Origin of the sequence: Corallococcus sp. CA047B (assembly GCF_003612065.1) — a bacterium.
In the GTDB taxonomy this organism is placed as follows: Bacteria; Myxococcota; Myxococcia; order Myxococcales; family Myxococcaceae; genus Corallococcus; species Corallococcus praedator.
Genome location: NZ_RAWD01000057.1, coordinates 14,274 through 34,440 on the forward strand (window position 1 = coordinate 14,274; position 20,167 = coordinate 34,440).

Below are 20,167 nucleotides of genomic sequence, written 5' to 3' on the forward strand. Positions count from 1 at the left end.
CCCGTGCAAGCCTTCCGGGCGCGGACGCGTCGGGAGCGAGGGAGTGGACGACATGGAAGCGGTGCGGAGCCTGGGCCGGTGGGCGGGGCTGTTCGTGGTGGTGGGGCTGTTCGGGGCGTGCTCGTCGGGCCGGGGTGAGGCGGTGCGGGCCTCGCCGGGCGCGTCGCGCGACAACGTGGCGGCGGACGGCTGCGCGCCGGCCACCTGTTCCCAGGCGATGGTCTCCTGTGGCCAGACGCCGGACGGCTGTGGCGGCTTCATCGACTGTGGCGACTGCGAGGCCGGCACCTGCTCCAACGGCCGCTGCGTGGCGCCGTCGGTGCCCGCGGGGCCGAAGAAGGACTCCGGCACCCCCACCAGCACGTGCAAGCCCGGGTGCAAACCCAACGAGTCCTGCGTGGACGACCGCTGCGTCTGTCAGCGCGCGACGTGCTCCTCGCTGGGCCTGCGGTGCGGCGCGGCGGAGGACGGCTGCGGCGGCGTGGTGCAGTGCGGCCCCTGCGTGCCGGCGTGCAAGCCGGACGAGATGGAGTGCTGCGGCGCGTGCATCCCCAAGGCGGAGGGCCGCTGCCCGGAGAACGTGCACTGCCCCACGGCGAACCCCCTGCCCACGCGCTGACGCGGGCGGCGATTTCCGGGCCGGAAGCCTCTGGACGCAGAGGCCCGGAACCCGGATGTCAGACCCCCCCGCTATACCCTTCCCCGTCGCGCACACGGGAAGAAGGCCGGCCTCGCAGGTTCGAGTCCACACCCCATGCGCCCTCACCGCACGGGCAGGCCCGTCTCCCCGTGTGTGCGACGCCATGAGAAGGCACGAGACCGGGGGACTCGTGCGGGCAAGTTCCATGGATGCCATTGGCGGTCCACGGGCCAGGCGCCACCGGTGTTCCGGGCGCGCCCGTGGATGGGTCCAGTGACCGGTGCGCGCGAGGCGGGCGGCGTAGCAACCCCTCCCACCGTCCGCCTCGCGCAGCTTCCGTGTCCGGTGGGCGCACCCGCCGGGCAGGGAAGGGGGACGGCCTTCCAGGCACCCCGGCTTGCCACGGACGCGCTCGGGCGTGATACCCCACGGCGAGCCGCTGCTTCCTGGTGCCTTGCGGCCCTCGTGACGCGATGCAACTCCGATACGACATCGTGGTGGTGGGCCTGGGCCACGCCGGCTGCGAGGCGGCGCTCGCGTGCGCCCGGCTGGGCCTGTCCACCCTGGGGGTGACGCTCAAGCGCGACCGCGCCGCCGTGATGAGCTGCAACCCCGCCGTGGGCGGCACCGCGAAGGGCCACCTGGTGCGGGAGATGGACGCGCTCGGCGGACAGATGGGCCGCGTGGCGGACCTCGCGGGCACGCACTTCAAGACGCTCAATCCCTCCAAGGGCCCCGCCGTGCAGGCCACCCGCGTCCTCTGCGACCGCGACGCCTACGCCGCCGGGATGCAGGCGGTGCTCTTCTCCGAGCCGAACCTCACGGTGCTCGAAGGTGAGGTGGCCTCCGTCGTCGCGGAGGCGGGGCAGGTGAGGGGCGTGGTGCTGGGGGATGGCACCCAGGTCCTGGCCCGCGCGGTGCTGCTCACCACCGGCACGTTCCTGCGCGCCCTCATGCACGTGGGCGAGCAGAAGGAGGTGGGCGGCCGGCTGGGGGACGACGCCGCGCGTGGCCTCTCCGAATCCCTGCACGCCCTGGGCTTCACCCTGGGCCGCTTCAAGACGGGCACGCCCGCGCGCCTGTTTCGCGATAGCATCGACTGGGACGCCGTCACACCGCAGCCCGGGGACACCGACGTTCGGCCGTTCTCCTGGCGCACGCAGGTGGAGCTCACTCGGGGCCAGCCGTTCCCGCGTCAGCCCGCCGTGATGTGCGGCCTCACCGCGACGACGCAGGCGACGCACCAGCTCTTGCGCGACAACCTGCACCGCTCGCCGCTGTTCCAGGGGGACATCGTGGGGCGGGGGCCCCGGTACTGTCCGTCGCTGGAGGACAAGGTGGTGCGCTTCGCCGCCCGGGAACGGCACCAGGTGTTCCTGGAACCGGAGGGCCCCACGTCGCCGCTGGTGTACCCGGCGGGCCTGTCCACGAGCATGCCCGCGGACGTGCAACTGGCCTTCCTGCGCACCATCCCGGGCCTGTCCCACGTGGAGGTGATCCGCTACGGCTACGCGGTGGAGTACGACTTCGCACCGCCCACGCAGCTTCACCCCACGCTGGAGACGAAGGCCGTCCAGGGCCTGTATTTCGCGGGGCAGCTCAACGGCACCTCCGGCTACGAGGAGGCCGCGTTCCAGGGCCTGTGGGCGGGGCTCCAGGCGGCGCTCAAGGTGAAGGGTGAACCGGCGCTGATCATCGGGCGGGAGGAGGCGCACGGCGCGGTGCTCGTGGATGATTTGGTGACCAAGGGCGTGGACGAACCGTTCCGCATGTTCACCAGCCGCTCCGAACACCGGCTCAAGCTGCGTGAAGGCAACGCGGACCTGCGCCTCGCGAAGCATGGCCACCGGGTGGGCCTGCTGCCGAAGGAGGCCCTGGAGCGGGCCGAGGCGCGAGCGCACGCGGTGACGCAGGAGGTGGCGCGGATCAAGCGCGTGGGGCTGGGGTTGCGGCTCAAGCGCCCGGAGGTGTCGTACGCGCAGCTCGCGGAAGGGCGCGAGGACTTTCCTGTGCTGGGCCCCGACGTCACCGAGGAGGTGGAGGTCGAGGTGAAGTACGAGGGCTATATCGCCCAGGCGGAACGGGCGGCGGCGCGCGAGGCGGAGGCGTCCGACCGGTGGCGGATTCCGGAGGCGTTCCGGTTCGCGGACGTGCGGGGGCTGGGGTCGGAGGCGGTGGAGAAGTTGTCGGCGCACCGGCCCGGGACGGTGGGGCAGGCGCGCCGGATTCCGGGCCTGACGCCGGCCGCGGTGTCGTTGCTGCTGGTCGCGCTCAAGCGGGGAAACGGGGCGCGGGGTGATCAGGAACAGGGCTGTGGATAACGTGTGGGCAATTCTGGGGATGGCTGTCCCCTGAGCAATTCCAGGGACTTGAAGGTCCGTTCGCGGTGGAGGTGTTGTGGATAACGCGCGGTTCGCAGATCAGCTGGCCTCGGGATGCAGTGCGTTGGGCGTGACGGTGGGCGAGGACGTGGGGCCCCGGTTGCAGCGGCTGATGGCGGAGCTTTTGAAGTGGAACGCGAAGGTGAACCTGACGGCCATCACCGCGCCGGAGGAGGTGCTGGAGAAGCACTTCCTGGACTCGCTGGCGGTGCTGCCGGAGGTGACGGGCGCGACGACGCTGCTGGACCTGGGCGCGGGCGCGGGCTTCCCGGGCCTGCCGCTGAAGCTGGTGTTGCCGACGCTGGGCGTGACGCTGGTGGACGCGGTGGGCAAGAAGGTCGCGTTCATCAAGGCGGCGGCGGCGAGCCTGGGCATGACGGGCGTGCGCGGACTTCATGCGCGCGCGGAGGGCAAGCCGGAGACGGAAGGGATTCCGCGTGCGCAGGTGCTCATCGCGCGAGCGTTCATGGACCTGCCGGACTGGCTCGCGCTGGCGCCCGCGTACGTGGAGGAGGGCGGGCGCGTGGTGGCGATGCTCGGCAAGGCGCAGACGGACGCGGAGCTTCAGGCCCGCGCGGCGGAGCGGAACCTGCGCGTGGTGTCCGCACGTTCGTACCGGCTGCCGTTCTCCGGTGCTGAACGACAGGTCGCGGTGTTCGCGAAGGGGTAGGGGAGGGGAGCGGTCCAGCGCGGCCCCGGAGCGTGAGCTTCGGGGCCGTCTTCGTTTCCGCGACCTTGTGTGCGCGGCGCGCCGGTCTGTTACTTCGCGGGCGGGTGGTCCACCGGAACAGCCTTCAGGAGCGTCTCGACGAGGGTTTTCCGGAGGTGGTCCCGGCTGTTCATGGATGCGAGCGGCCAGGCCCCGACGCGCAGGTGCTCCGCGTTGGGGAACACCCGTGGATGCTCCGCAGGAGTGAACTCATGGAGCGTTCCGTCGGCGACGGTCCCCGACTTCAACAGCAGGCCCGCGAAGTCGGAGTTTCGGTATTCGGCCTGGGCCGAGGCGTGACTCAAGGCCGACTTGAAGGAGGCCACTGCCAGGACCAGCCATGCTTCTGAAGCGCCAGAGGGAGGGCTCAAATGCACCTCGACGGCGGCATGGTGCACGGCGACGGTGGAGTCGGCCGCGTAGAGGCGCCCCACGGCGCGAGGCAAACGATGCTCGAGGTTTTCGAGCGCCAGGGACTGCGTCTGGAGGAAGACGTTGTCGAAGTTGGCGGAGCACCAGCCCGAATTCGAATCCTTCAGGACCCGGTCCACGTCCTCGAAGAGTCGGGAAACCTCCCGATAGACCTCTCGCAGGAAGTCCGTGGCCTGTTTGATGGCGGCGCCTACCGCGGGAGGAGTCGGTTCCATCGGTCGGTCCTTTCAGGACGCAGCGCAGGGCGAAGTTCGTGTTCCGGAAGAGACCCGAGGAATCCTGGTGGGTGAAGTGACCAGCGCTCGCGGAGGGTTGGGGGAGCATCCAGGACGGGAATCACATGCGAGAGCGACGAGAAGCCCCGGAACCCGAGCAATGACTTGTGCTCCAGGTAGGCCACCAGGTCCGTGACGAGGCGATGCGGGCCTCCCTTCGGCAGTTGGGGCGCCAGTTCCGTGAGAACCGGGTGGAGCGCGCGCCACGACAACCAGAAGAAGGACGCTTCGGCTTTTTCTGAGTCGAGGAGACGGTTCCAGCTCTGCTCCAACTCACGCTCTGGGGCGGTGCCTTGCCGCGTGATGTAGAGCAGGCGCTTTCCCTTGCCGGTCCACGAGGAGCCGTCGCGCGTGCGGAGGGTGCCCTCGTTCAGTGCGCGCCAGTAGTCCACGAGCTGATCTCCGTGGGTCCTGCCCTCCGGATCCGTGGAAAAGGGTTTCTGGCTCAAGGTCTCCAGGTACTTGCACTCGATGACGACGGGTTCAGTGGATCCGTCGCGGGAGTGGAGCAGGAGCACCGCGTCTGGTTCCCGCGCACCCGCTCGGGGCCAGAAACTCACCGTCGCATCGATCACGTCCTTACCCACGAGGGGGATGCCGTCCGGCCCGTGCTGTCGTTGTGCCTGTCGAAGCCACGGCAGCAGCGCCGCCGTCGCGGGCAGATAGGTCAGGGAGCCGAGCACGTTGGAGGTGAGCAGGTCCTCCTTCCGCGTGAGGTTCCCTGACGCAAGCTTGTTGTGCAGGTCTGCCTTGAGCATGGTGGATCCGCGTGAGTGTAGCGGCGGACCTTGCTCCGGCGGATCCCCTGGAGGCAGTTCTCGGACGAAGCCCGGGAGCGCAGGAGTTTCAGGAGGGATCCGTGCGGTCGAAACGCGCGCGGCACCGCCTCCGATGTTCGCCTGATGTGCGCCGGGCCGTGGCGGGCTTCCGGCGCGATGCCGCGCGCGCCGCCGACCGCTCGGAGTTCGATGCGCTCGTGACCGCGCTGGCCGCCGTCAGTCCGGAGTTCGCGCGCATCTGGGACGAGCACGACATGGTCGAACTCTCCGAGGGCCTGAAGGTGATCATCCACCCCGGCATCGGCCCCATCGAATTCGAACACGTCACGCTCTCGCACCTGGAACCCGACGGTCACGAGCTGCGCGTCTCGCTCTATTCGCCCGTGCCCGGGGAGAGCATGGAGCGAGCGCGGAAGTTGTTCCCGCGCGCTACGCGGTGAAGCGCGCGCCGGTCCACGCCTCGCTCGCCGTCCACAGCCGTTCCGCCAGGGCCTTGTCCACCGCCCACGGCATCACGCCTCGGGGGATGGGGGATTCGGGGCCCACGACCTCGGCGATGTCGACGTCATCACAGTAGACCCCGCCCATGCCGTCCAACTGGGGACTCGTCGCGCACCAGATGCTCGTCGCCGCGCCCTGTTCCACGGTCTTGAGCGGCGCGATCTTGTTCGAGTTCTCGATGGCGCCGCGCTTCTCCTCCTCCGACATGGACCGCATCAGGTCGGTGATGATCCCGCCGGGATGCACGGAGAACGCGCGCACCCGGTGCGCCTCCCCGCGAGCGTCCAGCGCGAGCGCGAACAGGATGTTCGCCGTCTTCGACTGCCCGTACGCGACCCACTTGTCGTAGGGGCGCCGCTCGAAGTTCGGATCCTCGAAGTCCATCCCGGCCCTGCGGTGGCCGCGCGACGACAGGGCGACCACGCGCGCGCCGTTCGCCTTGCGCAGCGCGGGCCACAGGCGCGTCGTGAGCTGGAAGTGGCCCAGGTGGTTGGTCGCGAGCTGGGACTCGAACCCACGAGCATCCCGCACGAGCGGCGTCGCCATGATGCCGGCGTTGTTCAGGAGGATGTGGAGGGGGCGTCCGGACTTCACGAAGCGCCCGGCGAAGGCATCAATCGAAGCCGGATCCGCCAGGTCCAGCTGCTCCAGCTCCACGCGCTCCATGCCCGCGAGCGCCGCACGGGCCTTGTCGGGCGTGCGCGCGGGGACGATGACCGTCGCACCGGCGGCGGAGAGCACGCGCGTGGTCTCCAATCCGATGCCCGCGTATCCGCCCGTCACCACGGCGATGACGCCATCGAGCCGGCGGTCGCCCATCACCTCGCGCGCCGTCGTCCGCGCGCCGTAGCCAGAGTTCAGGGGCTGCTGATTCGTTGTCATGGCCGCAACCTGACGGCTGGAGGCCCGCGCGAAAAGAGCGTCAATTCATCCTATGTCCCGCACCACCAGGATGAGGCGGAGCACGTCGTGACTCAGCGGGTTCCCGGACGCTGCTTCGCCTTCCGGTTCCAGTCGAAGTCGTAGGTCCGCTGCTCGCGCTGGATGACGGATGGCCGACCCTTCACCGTGAAGGCTTCGGTGTGCACGGTGCGCACGGAGAACGGGCGCAGGGTGTCGGGGTCGGTGATCAGCTCCACGGTGGTGACGCTGCTCGCGGACTCCAGCACTTCCGCGGCGCACGGGTCGGACGCATTGCGAGCCAGCGCCGCGCTGCACCGCAGCTCCCGGGTCCGAGCCACGACCTGCCGGTAGGGGGCTCCGTCCAGCGCCGTCTCCCGTTCCAACCGCACCGCGCCAGGCGTTTCCGCGACCGCGCCCCGGTGTCGGAGGGTGGAGCGCTGCTCCAGCGGTCCATTGGGATGACGGAGGGCGACGGTCTTCGTCTGCTCCTGTCCGGGCGCCAGCCGCACGCCGTTCCACGCTCCCACCCAGGCGGCCCACGTCAGCTCCGCGCGGTCTCGAAGCACGGTCTGGAAGAGGGGACTGTCCCAGCGGGCCCGTTGGGTTTCGCGAGCCCGTGGATCCGTTTCGAGCACGGTGACGGCGCGCTCGAACGCGGGTTCCAGTCCAGCGAGGTCGGTGAGGGCGCCGGTCCCGGAGAGCACGAGGTCCGGCTTGGTGAAGGTGGCGAGCAGCGCCTTCGTGTCGGGAGTTCCGTGCGCGGCGGGTTCGAGTTGTTGAAGGTTCTCGAAGTGGAGTTCGGAACCGGAACCGGGTTTCCGCGCGGTGAGCACGCCGTCGTACTTCAGCGAGGCGTGTTCGCGGTCACTGTCGATGCGCTCGGTGATGCCCACGCGGGAAGGCACGGGCCAGGCGAACTTGAAGGTCGTGACCGGGGGCGAAGCGCCTTCGCTTCGGGCCGGGCCACCGCCGAGCAGCATGAGGACGGAGAGCAACGGGAACCCTGGAGAGCGAAGGCGCATGGCTACGAGTCCGGTAATGCGCTTCGGTGTTCCGCGCAGCGTTTCGTCAGGCCAGGGGGGCCATGCTCCCGGTCGTGACCTCCGTGATGATGCGAGCGGTGCGCGGTCGGGTTGGTGGCGCGAGGAGCACACGATGGACACGGTGAAGCTGCGGGTGGCGAGGCCGACGAGGGACCTGGAAGCGGTGGTGCGGTTCTACCGGGACGGGTTGGGCTTCGAGGTGCTCGGAGGGTTCGAGGACCACGCGGGTTTCGATGGCGTGATGCTCGGGCACCCGGGCGCGCCCTACCACCTGGAGTTCACGGTGGAGCGCGGCCACGAAGCGCCGCGCGCGCCAACGGAGGACCACCTCCTGGTGTTCTACGTGCCGGACCCCGAGGCATGGACGGCCCGGGTGCGGCGCATGGAGGCCGCGGGCTTCGCGGCGGTGCCTTCGCGCAATCCGTACTGGGACGCGCATGGAAGGACCTTCGAGGATCCAGATGGCTACCGCGTCGTGCTTCAGCGCGCGGCCTGGACGCGTTGAAGGGGGGGCAGGGAAGGGTGGTTGGTTTTTTCGGGGGCATGAACGGCGAGGCCCGAATCCGCGTCACCTCCGCGCTGGTTCAGTCCCTTGGGCGAAGTGCAGAGGCTCCGCCTGACCTCTGTCACCGCCGGGTCCGTGCGACTCCTTTGCGCGTGGGTTCGGGTCCTTGCCGGGGCCTGAAGCGCTGAGCCGGTCCGCGAACCCTCCCGGTGATTCCGTCGCGGGTCTGGCCCGAGGACCTCACCAGGTGAAAACGGCGACGGGCCGTGTTCCACGTGGAACACGGTGGTGGCCTGCGGACCCGCGTGAGGGGTCGCTCCGGCACAGGTCTGGCCCCGCGCTTCTTGTCCGTGACGGTCCGGATGCGTGGAGCCCACGGACTCCCCAGTGGATGCAGATGCTGGGTGAGGGGCCGGGCGGGTCGCGATTCGGATGCCGCGTCTGGTGCCACTTCTGGCGGTGGAACTGGTTCCAGAAGTTGATGCCGCTTCGGGTGCCAGTTCATCGGAGCCGAACCTCCCTGAGCGTTCCTGTCAGGAGACCGCGCGCGGAAGGGCGGGTCGTGCAGTGAGGCGTTTCGCGCGCGTGGGCGCAAGCACACCGGGAGGTCGATGCCAGAGCTTCCGGTTCCGAACCGCGTGACGGGGTCCCTGCCTTCCGAAGCGTCGCGTGTCCGCGCGATTCACGGTGAACCGCATGGTTCTCATGGGGGCTGTGTTCCACGTGGAACGTGCTCAGCCGGTTTTGGCAGGCGTGGGCCTTGAGGAAGGGACGGGGTTACGCGCCGCGCACTTCGACACAGGCCCTACCGTGTTGCTCACCGCACCCGCTTCGACTCATCGCCCCAGCATCAGTCTTCGGTACGGCGTGAGGGCCGGATGCCGATGCGATGGGGGCGTCGCATTCCAAGTCACCGCGACACCGAAGCCCATCCAGGCAGCGGTCGTGTTCCACGTGGAACACGCTGGCCCACGGTGGTTCGGAGGGTCCGGTGAAAGCGTGTGACGGTTGTCCTGCCCATGCCGATGTGGAGGACTCAAAGCCGAGCGTCGAGCGTGGTCCGTGCCGCACCATTCTTGGGCGCGTATGCGCAGCTGCTGTGGGATCCGGTCGAGCGCCTCGGGGGCTTACGAAGACTTCGACTGGCGCGGGTCTTCACGCGAAATCATTCGTCCTGTCGGGCATCGAGGCATGCGGAACACGGGCATTGGCGATGGGCTTCGACGATGTGCCGAGCACCGCGCGTCCTGCCCGGTGAAAGGTGGCCGCTTCACGAAAGGTACTTCGGTGTTCCACGTGGAACACGCACAAGAGGGGGCTCTCCTGGCCGCTCGTGCTCCATCCTGGGCTGGTGGTTCAGGCACCGCGAAGGGCCTGGCCGTGAGCTGGCAGCGATACGCGAAGACACACCGGATGCGGCCGGATGACAGGGCCTGAATCGAACGCGTGCGCACCTGAAGCACGCCTGTGAACCGCATGCGTTGGAACCTCCGGATCCGCGTGAGGCATGGTGGTGGCGCGCGGGTCCTGAGCGCTGAATGAGCGCGTGAAAGGAGGCGCTGGGATGGCTGCTCCTTCCCCTGCCTCCATCCCGGGTCCTTGTTCGAAAGCACTTCCTGATGCGGCGTGAGGCTTCGCGGTGGAGGACGTGTTCCACGTGGAACGTCCTTTCGCGAAGCCGCCCCACTTCGCATGGGCATGTTCGCGCGCACGGGGTGCTGGAGCCGTCGTCACATCTCCGGGGGATGCGCACGCGTGCACGGCTTTGAAGGCTGTGGAGTACGTGTTCCACGTGGAACGTCGTGCTGCTCTTCAGGCCGCGCCCGCGCATCGACACCGCTGGGTTGAAGCGGGCACTGGATGCGATGGACCCCGCATCCGGTCACGTGTCGCTTCGATGCGGCCGGGATCCGTTCATGCGAACAGGTGCGAAGGCGGTCGAGGTTCCGGCCGTCGTTGTTCCACGTGGAACAGCCACTGCGTTGAGCGCGCGCATGCGGATGGGCAGGCACAGGCCAGATGGAACGCGTGGCCGCCTGTGTGGTGGTCCGGTGGATAGATGCACGGAGGGGCGCGATGAGGACCGCGCCGCTCCATCTTGTTCCACGTGGAACATGGGCACCCGTGGGTGGCCTGTGCTCCGGCGGTGCTCACACGCATGAAGGCGTTCAGGGCCGACCGTTGCGCATCAGAAGCCGTGGCGGAAGCCAGGGCTGGGTGGCGTGGCGCCACAGCGCATTGGCGATGCCGGGTGCATCACGTGTCGCTTCCGGACCGATTCGCGAACGTGCGCACGTGACCTCTTCTTTGCGCATGGGTTCACGCAGGAATCGCGGCGGTTCGTGTTCTTGGACACGCGACGGACCGGGGGACTCGACTTCGAAACCCTGGGACCCAACGGTGACCGGGTGGCCTGGCCCAAGGCTGTTCCACGTGGAACGTCGGAACGGACGCGCTGACTCATGCATGAGTCAGGAGCGCGTGCGGCATCGCGCGCGAAACCTTGGATGGGCTTCGGCGCTCACCACACATGGAACTTCGCTTGGTCTACCTGGGGCCCGGCCTGCCGGATCCAGCGCACCCGCGTTGACGGTTCAGCGGTCACGAACCGGACTGGCGTGCGACCCCGGGCATTTCGCCAGGCCCTTGTTCACACCGCCTCCGCGCGGCCCTGGATGAAGAAGCGCGGACACGCGCGGAGGAACCCACGATGCGCTCAGATGGGAGCATCCGATGTGAGGTCGTCGATCCGCCGTGCTGATGCCTCACTGCATCCCGAACGGCTGAACGCGAAGTCATCGGCCCAGGACAACGGAGGCTCCGAAGAATGCCTCCGCGAAAGCCCATGACCGCGCATCTCGCACGAAGCGGGGGGCTTGGGGCGCAAGTCCTCATGGAGGCTCCGGAGACGCACCGCCCACCCGTCCAGCGGTGGATGCGGAGGCGGCCTGGGCATGTGACGCAGTCAGCTCCCTGGCGCACCGCTCCGCGGTTTTGTCAGCGAAAGCCAGTGGGGGCGGCTCGGGCTGGAAGCCCCCTCCGCTGACGAGGCGTCCAAACCTGTCCGACAGTCGGACAGGTTTCCCAAGGCGCCGCCCGGCACGTCCCTCCGCGCTCTTCTCGCCAAACTCGCCGGAGTTGAAACCCAAGGTGGATGGAACCCGGAGCGACCCGCTGTCCGGCTCCACGGGAAGGGTTTGCGCATGGGGACAGGGCACCTCACGCGCGCCACGGAGTCCTCGGCGGCTGGCTCGATTGGCGAAGGTGCCCGCGAAGCCTTGGACTCATGCGCAGCGTCAGCTTGAGGAGCTCCGCCGCGAACTCGCACGGTCTCATCGCGAAGCCATTCGTGAAGCCACCGGCCCACGAACTTCGAGGCCCCGATGAGGTCCGCTGCGAAGCCTCCGAAGTCACGAGCTCACGACCAGCGCAACTGTGGAGACCGTCACCTCGAACGCCCACGAACACATGGCGAAGTCGCCGCCGGGCCGCCGGCCCACGACCGTCGCAATCACGGAACCTTCACCGCGAACGCCAGCGACGGCACTGACCGACTGGCGGTCCCCCAACGCGGAGCCACCAGCCCATGCCCACCGCCTTCACGGAAGCCCATGAACCGTGAGCTCACGGGCGCATCACGAAATCGCGTGATGAACCCGGAGTCGTGAACCGCGCGAAGTCGGCCGTGCGCACTTCCCGCCGCCGACCCCCCGAAAAAACCAACCACCCTTCCGGCCGGCCCGGAACCCTCGCGGGAAGCAGCCGGGCAGGCAGCCACACGACCGCTCCACCGCGTGAATTCCAGCCCACGCGAGGCCCGTTCCGCTGGCCCTCGCACACCCCGAGCAAGAGGCCTGGCAGGGGCTTCGGCTCTTCACGGACACTAATTTGATCCGTCCAAGATCCCCGTGCTAGCTGCCTGATCAGGCCCGAATTCGCGCGCACGTCCGCGCGGTTCCGGGCGGGGCTCCGGTGAACCCGGGGCGAGAGAGGATGGGCCACGTGGGTCGTATCATCTGCATCTCCAACCAGAAGGGCGGGGTGGGCAAGACCACCACCGCCATCAACCTCGCGGCGAGTCTCGCGTCCGCCGAGCGCCGCACCCTGCTGGTGGACATGGACCCCCAGGGCAACGCCGGCAGCGGCCTGGGCCTCAAGCGCGACGCCCTCCACGGCACCGTCTACGACGCGCTCCTCGGCGGCCGCCCCGCCTCGGAGCTCATCCACCCCACCGAGCTGAGATTCCTCCAGGTCATCCCCGCCACGCCCGACCTCACCGGCGCGGAAGTCGAACTCGTCAACCAGGAGCGGCGCGAGTTCCGCCTGCGCGAAGCCCTGCTGCCGCTCAAGGACAAGTACGACTACATCATCATCGACTGTCCGCCTTCGCTGGGCCTGCTCACCCTCAACGCGCTCGTCACCGCGGACTCCGTCCTCATCCCGCTCCAGTGCGAGTACTACGCGCTCGAAGGCCTCTCCCAGCTCACGCACACCATCGACCTGGTGAAGCAGGGCCTGAACCCCGCGCTGAAGATGGAGGGCATCCTGCTCACCATGTTCGACGCGCGGGCGAACATCGCCCATCAGGTCGTCGACGAAGTGCGCGGCTACTTCAAGGACCAGGTCTTCCAGGCCGTCGTCCCGCGCAACGTGCGCCTGTCCGAGTGCCCGTCCTTCGGCAAGCCCATCATCCTCTATGACATCAAGTCGAAGGGCTGCGAGAGCTACCTGGCGCTCGGCCGGGAGCTGATGCGCCGGGAGAACCCCCGGCCGTCCAAGCGCCGGGTCGCCTGAACGCCCTGCGCCTTTGATGCGAATGGGCTGACGCCTGCCCCGGTTCGCCGGGTACACCGATGGCCCGATGCGCCGGCACCACGCCAGCGCGGGAGTTGCTGAACACCGTGCAGAAGACCGCAGACACCCAGAAGCGCGCCCTGGGCCGGGGCCTCTCCGCACTCATCCCCCAGGCCGCCGGCCTCAAGGAGATCCCCGCCATCGTGCGCGAGGTCACGGAGGCGCAGGCCTTCGAACTCGCGCTGGTGGAGAACCTCCAGCGCTCGGACCTGAACCCCATCGAAGAGGCGGATGGCTACAAGCGCCTGGTGGACGAGTTCAAGCTCACGCAGGAGCAGGTGGCCCAGAAGGTGGGCAAGGAGCGCTCCACCGTCGCGAACGCGCTGCGCCTGCTGGCGCTGCCGGCGGACGTGAAGGAGATGGTCGCGAACGGGTCGCTCAGCATGGGCCACGCTCGCGCGCTGCTCGGCGTGCCGCGCCTGCCGGAGCTGCAGAACCTGGCGCGCCAGGTGACGGAGAAGAAGCTGTCCGTGCGCGACACGGAGCGGCTGGTGCAGCAGGGCCGGTCCGCGAAGTCGAAGGACACGGGGAAGCCCGCGCCCAAGGTGAGCCCGCAGGTGAAGGCCCTGACCGAAGAGCTGCAACGTCGGTTGGGGACAAAGGTGCGCTTGTCGGAGAAAAGCCCAGGAAAAGGCACCCTTGAAGTGGACTTCTTCTCCTACGATGACCTGGACAGGCTGTTGAAGCTTCTGAGGAAGGAGTAGGGCGTGGCGCTCCTTGGCGGAAAGAAAGACGAAGCACCCAGCAAGCCCCTGTTCAAACGGGAGGAGGATCACGTGTCGACGCGTCCGGGTGAGGTTCACACGCTTCTGGGTAAGGGAAGCGAGTTCGAGGGGAAGCTCACCTTCGAGGGTCAGGTTCGAATCGACGGGAAGTTCAACGGGCAGATCATCACCAAGGACGTGCTCGTCATTGGTGACGGCGCCCGCGTGCAGGCGGAGATCACGGCCGGCACCGTCATCATCAACGGCACCGTGGAAGGCAACGTGCGCGCCGCGCAGCTCATCGAGCTGAAGCAGCCGGGCCGCATGAAGGGCAACCTGGAGACGCCGTCGTTCACCATGGACCGCGGCGCCATCCTGGAGGGCGCGGTGAAGATGGAGAACATCGGCAAGGGTGGCCCGCCGCCCATGGGCGAGAAGAAGTAGGTGTCCGTCTTCCCGTCCAGCGTGCGTCGGGTCGCGGGCTTCGTGACCCTCGCGCTCTTCGCGGGATGCCGGGGCTGCCAGGACGAAACGCCGTCCTCCGGGATCCTCACGGAGGACGCGGGTCTGCGCTCCGGCGTGAAGGTGCCGCTGCCGCCGGGATGGTCCGCGCAGGTGGCCACCGATGGCAGCTTCCAGGCGGGCCCTCCCGGCCGCCCGGCGCTGCGCGTGGACCTGAAGCCGGGGCAGGGCGAACAGATGCCCTCCTCGGAGAAGCTGGCGGACACCGTCCGCGAGCAGATGAAGCACTTCACGCTGTCGCTGGACCAGGAAGAGGACAAGGAGTCCTTCTCCCTGCTGCGCGTCACCCTGGCCCCGGCGCTGCCGGACGGAGGGGTGGGCCCCGAAGCGCCCGCGTTCTTTGGCGCCCGGCGCGTGGGGGAGGACCTGTTCCTCTGCGCCAGCCTCCCCGGTGCCTCCACCGAGGAAGTCCGTCTGGCCACCGAGGCCTGCCGCACCATCCAGGTCCAGGCCGCGCCCCGCTGAAACCCAGACGTCCTGCGCAGGACGGTTGGGGCCCGCGACGCCCGACCCCGGGTTGTGCCCGGACTCCTTCGCCTCCTTCGATGTGCTCCTTCCCCTCAAGGAGCAGCCCATGGACGACTGGCGCAAGAACCTCATCGAAGACCCGACGGGCATCGGAGCGTTGCTGGGCCGCAGCAAGCGCGTCGCGGTCCTGGGCATCCGGCCGGACACCCACCCGACCAAGCCCGCGCACGCCATCCCCAAGTTCCTCAAGGACCATGGCTTCACGGTGCTGCCCGTCCCCACGCACCACGAGCAGGGAGGCACCATCCTGGGCGAGCCCGTGTCCACGTCGGTGAAGGACGTGCCCGGCGAGGTGGACGTGGTGGACGTGTTCCTGCGCCCGGAGGACATCAACGCGCACGTGGACGACCTGCTGGCGAAGAAGCCCCGGGCGGTGTGGTTCCAGAAGGGCATCCGCAACGACGCCGCGGCGGAGCGCCTGGCCAAGGCCGGCATCCAGGTGGTGCAGGACCACTGCATGATGGTGGAGTGGAAGACGCATCATCCGCACGGGTAGGCCGGGTCCGGACGCCGCGTGGAGGTAGAGCAGGCGGGAGAAAGCGACCGTGCAGGAACGTTCTGCGCGGCCCGCGTGTCCCCATTACGTGAAGCGGGTGATGGTTTCTCGAAGCTGGGACTGGGCGGGGATGGACTTTGGGGCCGACCCGAGGTGCAATCCCGTCCACGCGCCGTCACCACGTGTCCCCGGGACTTCCCGAAAGCCTTCCGACTTCCTAACCTTAGCTTCCCGATCTGCGTCGAGCGCCCGTCGCGGCCCGCATCAGGTCCTCACGCTGTGCCCCTCGTAAGGAGTCCGCGCATGACGCTCACCGAGATGCTTCCCCTCCCCCTGGCCGTCGTGGAGATCGGCGCCCTGGGTGAGCAGCTTGCAGCAGCGGGAGGCCTGGTCATCACCGCGGCGGCGGCACTGTGGGCCGCGTGGACCCGTCCGGCGCAGCCGGCTCCGGTGCCCGTGCCCGTGCGTCGCAACCCGCCGCGCCGCCGTTAGTCGCACCCCGTAGCACTCCGGGCCCTCGTCGCCCGGTGCCTTCTTCGGGCCCGTGCCCGGCGCCTTCCCCAGCGCGCCGGGCCGCCCCTGCCGGGCAGGACCTCCCGCCTCAGCGCTTCATCGCCAGCGACAGCGCGAAGTCGCCGTCCGCGTCCGTCCACCACGCGGCCAGGTCCAGACCCGCGTCGCGCAGCTCCGCCTGCACCTGCTCGCGACAGAACTTGCAGCTCACCTCCGTGCGCAGACATTCGCCCTCGGCGAAGTCCACGCGCTGCTCCAGGTCCCCCAGCCACACGGACTGGGCCTTGCGGGAGATGAGGCGCATCTCGATCCACTTGTTCTTCTCATCGAACGGGGCCAGGTGTTCGAAGGCCTCCGGATCGAAGTCCGCGTTCAGCTCGCGGTTGAGCACGCGCAGCACGTTGCGGTTGAAGTCCGCCGTCACGCCCGCGCTGTCGTTGTAGGCGGCGAAGAGGCGCTCGCGGTCCTTGATGAGGTCCGTGCCCAGCAAGAGCCCGTCCCCTGGCCGCAGCCCGGAGGACAGCTCGCGCAGGAACAGCGCGCGCTGCGCCGGCTTCAGGTTGCCGATGGTGCCGCCCAGGAAGGCGATGAGCCGCCGGCCGCCGCCCGGCAGGCGCCCCAGGTGCTGCTCGAAGTCCCCCACGACGGCATGCACCGCGATGCCCGGGTACTCGCGCGCCAGACCCTGCGCCGCCTTGCGCAGGAACGCCTCGCTCACGTCGAAGGGCACGAAGCGCTTGAGCTGCCCGGCCGCGTCCATGGCGTCCAGGAGGAGGCGCGTCTTCTCGCTGGTGCCGCTGCCCAGCTCCACCAGCGTGTCCGCGCCGCTCAGGCGGGCGATGTCGTCCGCGTGCGCGTGCAGGATTTCGCGCTCGCGGCGCGTCGGGTAGTACTCCGGCAGGCGGGTGATGTCGTCGAAGAGCTGGCTGCCGCGCTCGTCGTAGAGCCACTTGGGGCTCAGCTCCTTGGGCGCGTGGCACAGGCCCTGGAGCGCCTCGGTGCGGAGCGCGCGCTGCGCGTCCCCCTGCTTCACGTACACGTCCACGCGAACGCCGGGTGCTTCGTCGGTGCCCGGAACCTGCGCCTCGCCCTGATCCGTCCTCATCCTCATGCGTTCCTCACCTCACGTCCCGTGCACAGCGAAAGCCGGCGAAGATCTGCCGGCGGATGGGGAAGTCCCAGTTGCGGAAGCTGTTGCGCACCGCCACCGGCGCGCTCGCCCAGGCGCCTCCCCGAAGCACCTTCGACTCGGTCCCGAAGAACACCTCCGAGTACTCGCGGTAGGGAAAGGCCCGGAACCCCGCGTACGGCTGGAAGTCGCTGGAGGTCCATTCCCACACGTCACCCACGAGCCCGAAGACGCCGTCCGCGCTGCGGCCCAGCGGATGGCTGCCCACCGGTGACGGGCCCCACCGCGTCCCGCCCAGGTTGGCATGCGCGTCCGTGGGCGCGTCGTTGCCCCAGGGATGGCCGCGCGCCACGCCGTCACTGCCCTGCGCGGCCTTCTCCCACTCGGACTCGGTGGGCAGGCGCTTGCCGGCCCATCGCGCGTAGGCGTCCGCCTCGTACCAGGACACGTGCTGGACGGGTTCGTCCTTCGGCAGGGGCTCCACCGTGCTGAAGCGGCGCCGCAGCCACACGTGCTGGCCCTGCGGCATCCAGAAGAGCGGGTGGCGGATGCCCTCCGCCTGGAGCCACGCGAAGCCCCTGGGGTCCCACCACCGCGGATCCTCGTAGCCGCCGGACTCCACGAACACGAGGTAGTCCCCCGTGGTGACGGGGTGCGCGTCCAGGAGGAAGGGCGCCACGTCCACGACATGCCGGGGCCGCTCGTTGTCGTAGGCCCAGGCCTCCGTGCCGCCCAGGTGCACCGGGCCGCCGGGGATGAGGACCTCGTGCTGGGGCACCGCGCCGGGCTGGTGACGCGGCGGCTCCACCGGGTTGTACTCGCCGTGGGTCATCAGTTGCAGCGTGGCGGCCAGCGTCTCCGCGTGCTGCTGTTCGTGCTGCGCCACCATGCCGAAGACGTAGCCCCCGGCGAGCAGCGGATCCGCGCCCTCTTCCGGCAGCGCTTCCAGGTGCGCGCGCACCGCCTCGCGCACGCGGGTGGCGTAGGCCCAGGCGGCCTCCGGCTCCAGCAGGGGCAGCGTGGAGCGGGTGCTCCGGGGGTGGCGGAAGGCGTCGTAGATGGCGTCGAACGCCGGATCCGTGAAGGCCGGGGCGCCCAGGGCGCGCAAGAGCCACTGCTCCTCGTAGTTGGCCACGTGGGCCACGTCCCAGACCAGCGGAGACATGAGCGGCGAGTGCTGCCGCATCAGCTCCACCTCCGGCACGGGCGCCAGCATCGCCTGCAGGCGCGCGCGCCCCGCCTCCAGCTCCCGCAGGGCCCGGGCCTTCCAGGCCGTCGCTTCCCCCAGGGGCATCCGCTCCTGCATCGTGGCCCTCATCGACATGGTCGGCCCAAGGTAGGAAGGGGCGCCGGGCCTCGCTAACCCCCCAGGCCCCCCTGGCGCGAGGGTCGCGTGAGGGACCACACGTTTGCGAGCCTGCTTCCCCTCCGTCATGACCCGGAGTCCTAACCCGCCAGGGACCCCCTGTCGGGGCCCTGTGAACCCGACTGATGCTTTTTGCTCAAAATAGATGGCTTGGGCAAGCGTGACCCGGCGGGTGGGGGGCTGAGGCAACGACCGGTGACGGCGCAGGCGCCAGACGTGGAGCGGACGCCCCGCCCCCAAGAGGGGGACCCTCCAGGGCTGGCATGTGTCCACCAGTTGTCGGGGATTTCCGGAATGACATGCCTGCGTGGGGGAGGGGGTCCTTATGCTGTATCCATGGCCCATTCCGAGGTGAGCAGGCCGGTGCTGGTGGTGGAGGACGATGACGACGTCCGCGCCGCCATCGCTGAAATCCTGGAGGGGGAGGGGTACGAGGTGGCGGTGGCCGCCAACGGGCGTGAGGCCCTGGATGAGCTGGTCCACCTGCGGGCGCCGTGCCTCATCCTGCTGGACCTGAGGATGCCGGTGCTGGACGGGGCGGGGTTCCTGCTGAACCTGCGCTCGGACTGGCCGCGGCTGCGGGACGTGCCGGTGCTGGTGCTCACCGCCGTGGACTCCGAGCCGCCGCCGGACACGCAGGGCCTGTTGCGCAAGCCCATCATCCCGGACGAGCTGCTGGCCAGCGTGGGACGGCTGGCCGTGCGGAGGCCCTGAAGCGGCAGGGCGCTGCCCTCTTCAGCCCACGCGCGTCACGGCGAGCAGCGTGAGCGTGCTGGCGCGCGGGTCGCGCTCGTAGAGCAGCTCCAGGCCGTGGCCTTCCACCTGGTACCGCGCGGGCCCCGCGACCGAGTCCTGGTTCCGGGACCGCTCCGCCAGCCGGGCCAGGGTGTCCTGGAGGGCCTCGAACGCTTCCGCGGACATGCGACCCACTTCCCGCCAGGCAGGCGGCGCGTAGTGGACGCGGTACGGAAGGAGCAGGCGATTTCTGGCGGAGGACTGGGACACGGATCGGTTTCCTTGGCGGAGACCGTCCTTGCGAACCGCGTGCCTGCCAACATCACCGGGAATTCCGGGCACTTTCGAGCCCGCCTGCCACCGGGCGGACTGAAGAAGTTACGGATCCGCTGGAAATCGTAGGGGAAGAAATGACCGCCGGTGAGGGCATTCCAGGCACGGGGGTGGACAGGGGTCGTCCGCACGACCGGGCTTCGGTGCGGCGGGCATCCGGTGCGCAGCGGCTGCCTCCTGCCCTGCGGGTGCGCAGCGTTGAACGGACGGGCCCGACGGCGGGCTCTCCCAGCTCCAGGCCCGGCCACTGGGCCCGCGCACGCATTCGAGGAGGCACACCCATGGAACGGCGGACCACCCCCTGGTCGGTGAGGAACGGGCTGCTCTTCGGCATGGCCGCGGGCCTGATGTTGGCGTTGGCGGAGACGGTGCTGTCGGTGGCGGCGGGGGACGGGGCCTTCCGGCCGGTGCGGATGAGCGCGGCGGTGGTGCTGGGGACGCCGGCCTTCACGCCGCAGGTGTCCACGGGCCTGGCGGTGGCGGTGGGGCTGGCGGTGCACCTGGCCATCTCCGCGGGCTGGGGGCTCATGTACACATTGCTGGACGCGATGCTGCCCACGGACGGGCGCGGCCGCTGGGAGTTCCAGGCGGCGGTGGGGATGCTCTTCGGCATCTTCGTGTGGCTGGTGAACTTCCAACTGCTGGCGCGCGGCTACTTCCCCTGGTTCCTGGACGCGCCGCAGTTCCTCCAGATTGTGTGGCACGCGGTGTTCATGGGGCTGCCCATGGCCCTGCTGTTCACGGCGGCGGAGCGCCGGCGCTCGCCGCTGGTGGAACCGTCGCCCTGACAGGGCGTCCCGCGAGGGGGACCGGGTGGGG

Annotated in this window: 19 protein-coding genes and 1 pseudogene; 13 read left to right on the top strand and 7 right to left on the bottom strand. The window is 69.4% G+C overall.

The genetic code is table 11. From position 1 onward, the window contains the following. Positions 1 to 52: 52 nt before the first annotated feature. From D7X74_RS12205 to rsmG, 3 genes are all read left to right on the top strand, one after another. Positions 53 to 619 (top strand): hypothetical protein, encoded by a 567-nt coding sequence (locus tag D7X74_RS12205; RefSeq protein WP_120583871.1) that lies wholly within the window; start codon positions 53 to 55, stop codon positions 617 to 619. Positions 620 to 1,113: 494 nt separating this feature from the next. Beyond that, a complete protein-coding gene (mnmG, locus tag D7X74_RS12210) occupies positions 1,114 to 2,961 on the top strand; it encodes a tRNA uridine-5-carboxymethylaminomethyl(34) synthesis enzyme MnmG (RefSeq protein WP_120533116.1) in 1,848 nt (615 codons plus the stop codon). 76 nt (positions 2,962 to 3,037) lie between these two features. After that, positions 3,038 to 3,691, top strand: coding sequence for a 16S rRNA (guanine(527)-N(7))-methyltransferase RsmG (rsmG, locus tag D7X74_RS12215; protein ID WP_120533117.1), 654 nt, complete (start codon positions 3,038 to 3,040; stop codon positions 3,689 to 3,691). 89 nt (positions 3,692 to 3,780) lie between these two features. On the opposite strand, the gene D7X74_RS12220 is transcribed toward rsmG, so the two are convergent. After that, complete coding sequence (locus tag D7X74_RS12220) at positions 3,781 to 4,377, bottom strand: hypothetical protein (protein WP_120533118.1); 597 nt, start codon at positions 4,375 to 4,377, stop codon at positions 3,781 to 3,783. Continuing rightward, a complete protein-coding gene (locus tag D7X74_RS12225) occupies positions 4,353 to 5,195 on the bottom strand; it encodes a hypothetical protein (RefSeq protein ID WP_120533119.1) in 843 nt (280 codons plus the stop codon). The genes D7X74_RS12220 and D7X74_RS12225 overlap by 25 nt, the downstream gene beginning before the upstream one ends. Before the next feature lie 101 nt (positions 5,196 to 5,296). Between D7X74_RS12225 and D7X74_RS12230 the strand changes: the two genes are divergently transcribed. Next, positions 5,297 to 5,656: a hypothetical protein gene (locus tag D7X74_RS12230; protein WP_147446551.1), complete on the top strand. Its 360-nt coding sequence runs from the start codon at positions 5,297 to 5,299 to the stop codon at positions 5,654 to 5,656. Here the strand turns inward: D7X74_RS12230 and D7X74_RS12235 are convergent. Together D7X74_RS12235 and D7X74_RS12240 are read right to left on the bottom strand one after the other, a co-directional pair. Further along, a complete protein-coding gene (locus D7X74_RS12235; RefSeq protein ID WP_120533121.1) occupies positions 5,646 to 6,599 on the bottom strand; it encodes an oxidoreductase in 954 nt (317 codons plus the stop codon). The genes D7X74_RS12230 and D7X74_RS12235 overlap by 11 nt on opposite strands. Positions 6,600 to 6,691: 92 nt before the next feature. Next, a complete protein-coding gene (locus tag D7X74_RS12240; RefSeq protein WP_158622219.1) occupies positions 6,692 to 7,642 on the bottom strand; it encodes a hypothetical protein in 951 nt (316 codons plus the stop codon). 133 nt (positions 7,643 to 7,775) lie between these two features. Here D7X74_RS12240 and D7X74_RS12245 point away from each other — a divergent pair, with 133 nt between their 5' ends. The 7 genes and pseudogenes from D7X74_RS12245 to D7X74_RS12275 all read left to right on the top strand — a co-directional run bounded on the left by D7X74_RS12245 (position 7,776) and on the right by D7X74_RS12275 (position 15,764). Then, positions 7,776 to 8,168, top strand: coding sequence for a VOC family protein (locus D7X74_RS12245; protein WP_120533123.1), 393 nt, complete (start codon positions 7,776 to 7,778; stop codon positions 8,166 to 8,168). A 4,002-nt stretch (positions 8,169 to 12,170) separates the two neighbouring features. After that, positions 12,171 to 12,962: a ParA family protein gene (locus D7X74_RS12250; RefSeq protein WP_120533133.1), complete on the top strand. Its 792-nt coding sequence runs from the start codon at positions 12,171 to 12,173 to the stop codon at positions 12,960 to 12,962. Positions 12,963 to 13,132: 170 nt separating this feature from the next. Further along, positions 13,133 to 13,726 (top strand): annotated as a pseudogene (locus D7X74_RS12255) (ParB/RepB/Spo0J family partition protein); the annotation flags it as partial. 3 nt (positions 13,727 to 13,729) lie between these two features. Continuing rightward, positions 13,730 to 14,170, top strand: a complete 441-nt coding sequence (bacM, locus tag D7X74_RS12260) for a bactofilin BacM (RefSeq protein WP_120533124.1) — start codon at positions 13,730 to 13,732, stop codon at positions 14,168 to 14,170. Further along, positions 14,171 to 14,713: a hypothetical protein gene (locus tag D7X74_RS12265; RefSeq protein WP_233602071.1), complete on the top strand. Its 543-nt coding sequence runs from the start codon at positions 14,171 to 14,173 to the stop codon at positions 14,711 to 14,713. Between the two features lie 109 nt (positions 14,714 to 14,822). Further along, positions 14,823 to 15,272, top strand: a complete 450-nt coding sequence (locus tag D7X74_RS12270) for a CoA-binding protein (protein WP_120533135.1) — start codon at positions 14,823 to 14,825, stop codon at positions 15,270 to 15,272. A 303-nt stretch (positions 15,273 to 15,575) separates the two neighbouring features. Further along, positions 15,576 to 15,764, top strand: coding sequence for a hypothetical protein (locus D7X74_RS12275; RefSeq protein ID WP_120533125.1), 189 nt, complete (start codon positions 15,576 to 15,578; stop codon positions 15,762 to 15,764). Between the two features lie 109 nt (positions 15,765 to 15,873). On the opposite strand, the gene egtD is transcribed toward D7X74_RS12275, so the two are convergent. Beyond that, entirely contained in the window at positions 15,874 to 16,896 is a 1,023-nt protein-coding gene (gene egtD, locus D7X74_RS12280; RefSeq protein ID WP_120533126.1) for an L-histidine N(alpha)-methyltransferase, read from the bottom strand. A gap of 7 nt (positions 16,897 to 16,903) precedes the next feature. Continuing rightward, positions 16,904 to 18,238: an ergothioneine biosynthesis protein EgtB gene (gene egtB, locus D7X74_RS12285; RefSeq protein ID WP_120533127.1), complete on the bottom strand. Its 1,335-nt coding sequence runs from the start codon at positions 18,236 to 18,238 to the stop codon at positions 16,904 to 16,906. Between the two features lie 378 nt (positions 18,239 to 18,616). Here egtB and D7X74_RS12290 point away from each other — a divergent pair, with 378 nt between their 5' ends. Then, positions 18,617 to 18,994, top strand: a complete 378-nt coding sequence (locus D7X74_RS12290) for a PleD family two-component system response regulator (protein ID WP_120533128.1) — start codon at positions 18,617 to 18,619, stop codon at positions 18,992 to 18,994. A 21-nt stretch (positions 18,995 to 19,015) separates the two neighbouring features. Here the strand turns inward: D7X74_RS12290 and D7X74_RS12295 are convergent, their stop codons facing one another. Beyond that, a complete protein-coding gene (locus D7X74_RS12295) occupies positions 19,016 to 19,201 on the bottom strand; it encodes a hypothetical protein (RefSeq protein ID WP_120533129.1) in 186 nt (61 codons plus the stop codon). 428 nt (positions 19,202 to 19,629) lie between these two features. On the opposite strand from D7X74_RS12295, the gene D7X74_RS12300 reads away from it, so the two are divergent. Beyond that, positions 19,630 to 20,136 carry a hypothetical protein gene (locus D7X74_RS12300; protein WP_120533130.1) on the top strand — a complete coding sequence of 169 codons (507 nt, stop codon included), beginning with the start codon at positions 19,630 to 19,632 and terminating at the stop codon, positions 20,134 to 20,136. Positions 20,137 to 20,167 lie beyond the last annotated feature (31 nt).

Coding starts and splice junctions, on each gene's coding strand:
- D7X74_RS12205 (WP_120583871.1), top strand. CDS start 53: ATGGAAGCGGTGCGGAGCCTGGGCCGGTGGGCGGGGCTGTTCGTGGTG.
- mnmG (WP_120533116.1), top strand. CDS start 1,114: ATGCAACTCCGATACGACATCGTGGTGGTGGGCCTGGGCCACGCCGGC.
- D7X74_RS12220 (WP_120533118.1), bottom strand. CDS start 4,377: ATGGAACCGACTCCTCCCGCGGTAGGCGCCGCCATCAAACAGGCCACG.
- D7X74_RS12225 (WP_120533119.1), bottom strand. CDS start 5,195: ATGCTCAAGGCAGACCTGCACAACAAGCTTGCGTCAGGGAACCTCACG.
- D7X74_RS12235 (WP_120533121.1), bottom strand. CDS start 6,599: ATGACAACGAATCAGCAGCCCCTGAACTCTGGCTACGGCGCGCGGACG.
- D7X74_RS12240 (WP_158622219.1), bottom strand. CDS start 7,642: ATGCGCCTTCGCTCTCCAGGGTTCCCGTTGCTCTCCGTCCTCATGCTG.
- D7X74_RS12245 (WP_120533123.1), top strand. CDS start 7,776: ATGGACACGGTGAAGCTGCGGGTGGCGAGGCCGACGAGGGACCTGGAA.
- D7X74_RS12270 (WP_120533135.1), top strand. CDS start 14,823: ATGGACGACTGGCGCAAGAACCTCATCGAAGACCCGACGGGCATCGGA.
- D7X74_RS12275 (WP_120533125.1), top strand. CDS start 15,576: ATGACGCTCACCGAGATGCTTCCCCTCCCCCTGGCCGTCGTGGAGATC.
- egtD (WP_120533126.1), bottom strand. CDS start 16,896: ATGAGGATGAGGACGGATCAGGGCGAGGCGCAGGTTCCGGGCACCGAC.
- egtB (WP_120533127.1), bottom strand. CDS start 18,238: ATGTCGATGAGGGCCACGATGCAGGAGCGGATGCCCCTGGGGGAAGCG.
- D7X74_RS12290 (WP_120533128.1), top strand. CDS start 18,617: ATGGCCCATTCCGAGGTGAGCAGGCCGGTGCTGGTGGTGGAGGACGAT.
- D7X74_RS12295 (WP_120533129.1), bottom strand. CDS start 19,201: ATGTCCGCGGAAGCGTTCGAGGCCCTCCAGGACACCCTGGCCCGGCTG.
- D7X74_RS12300 (WP_120533130.1), top strand. CDS start 19,630: ATGGAACGGCGGACCACCCCCTGGTCGGTGAGGAACGGGCTGCTCTTC.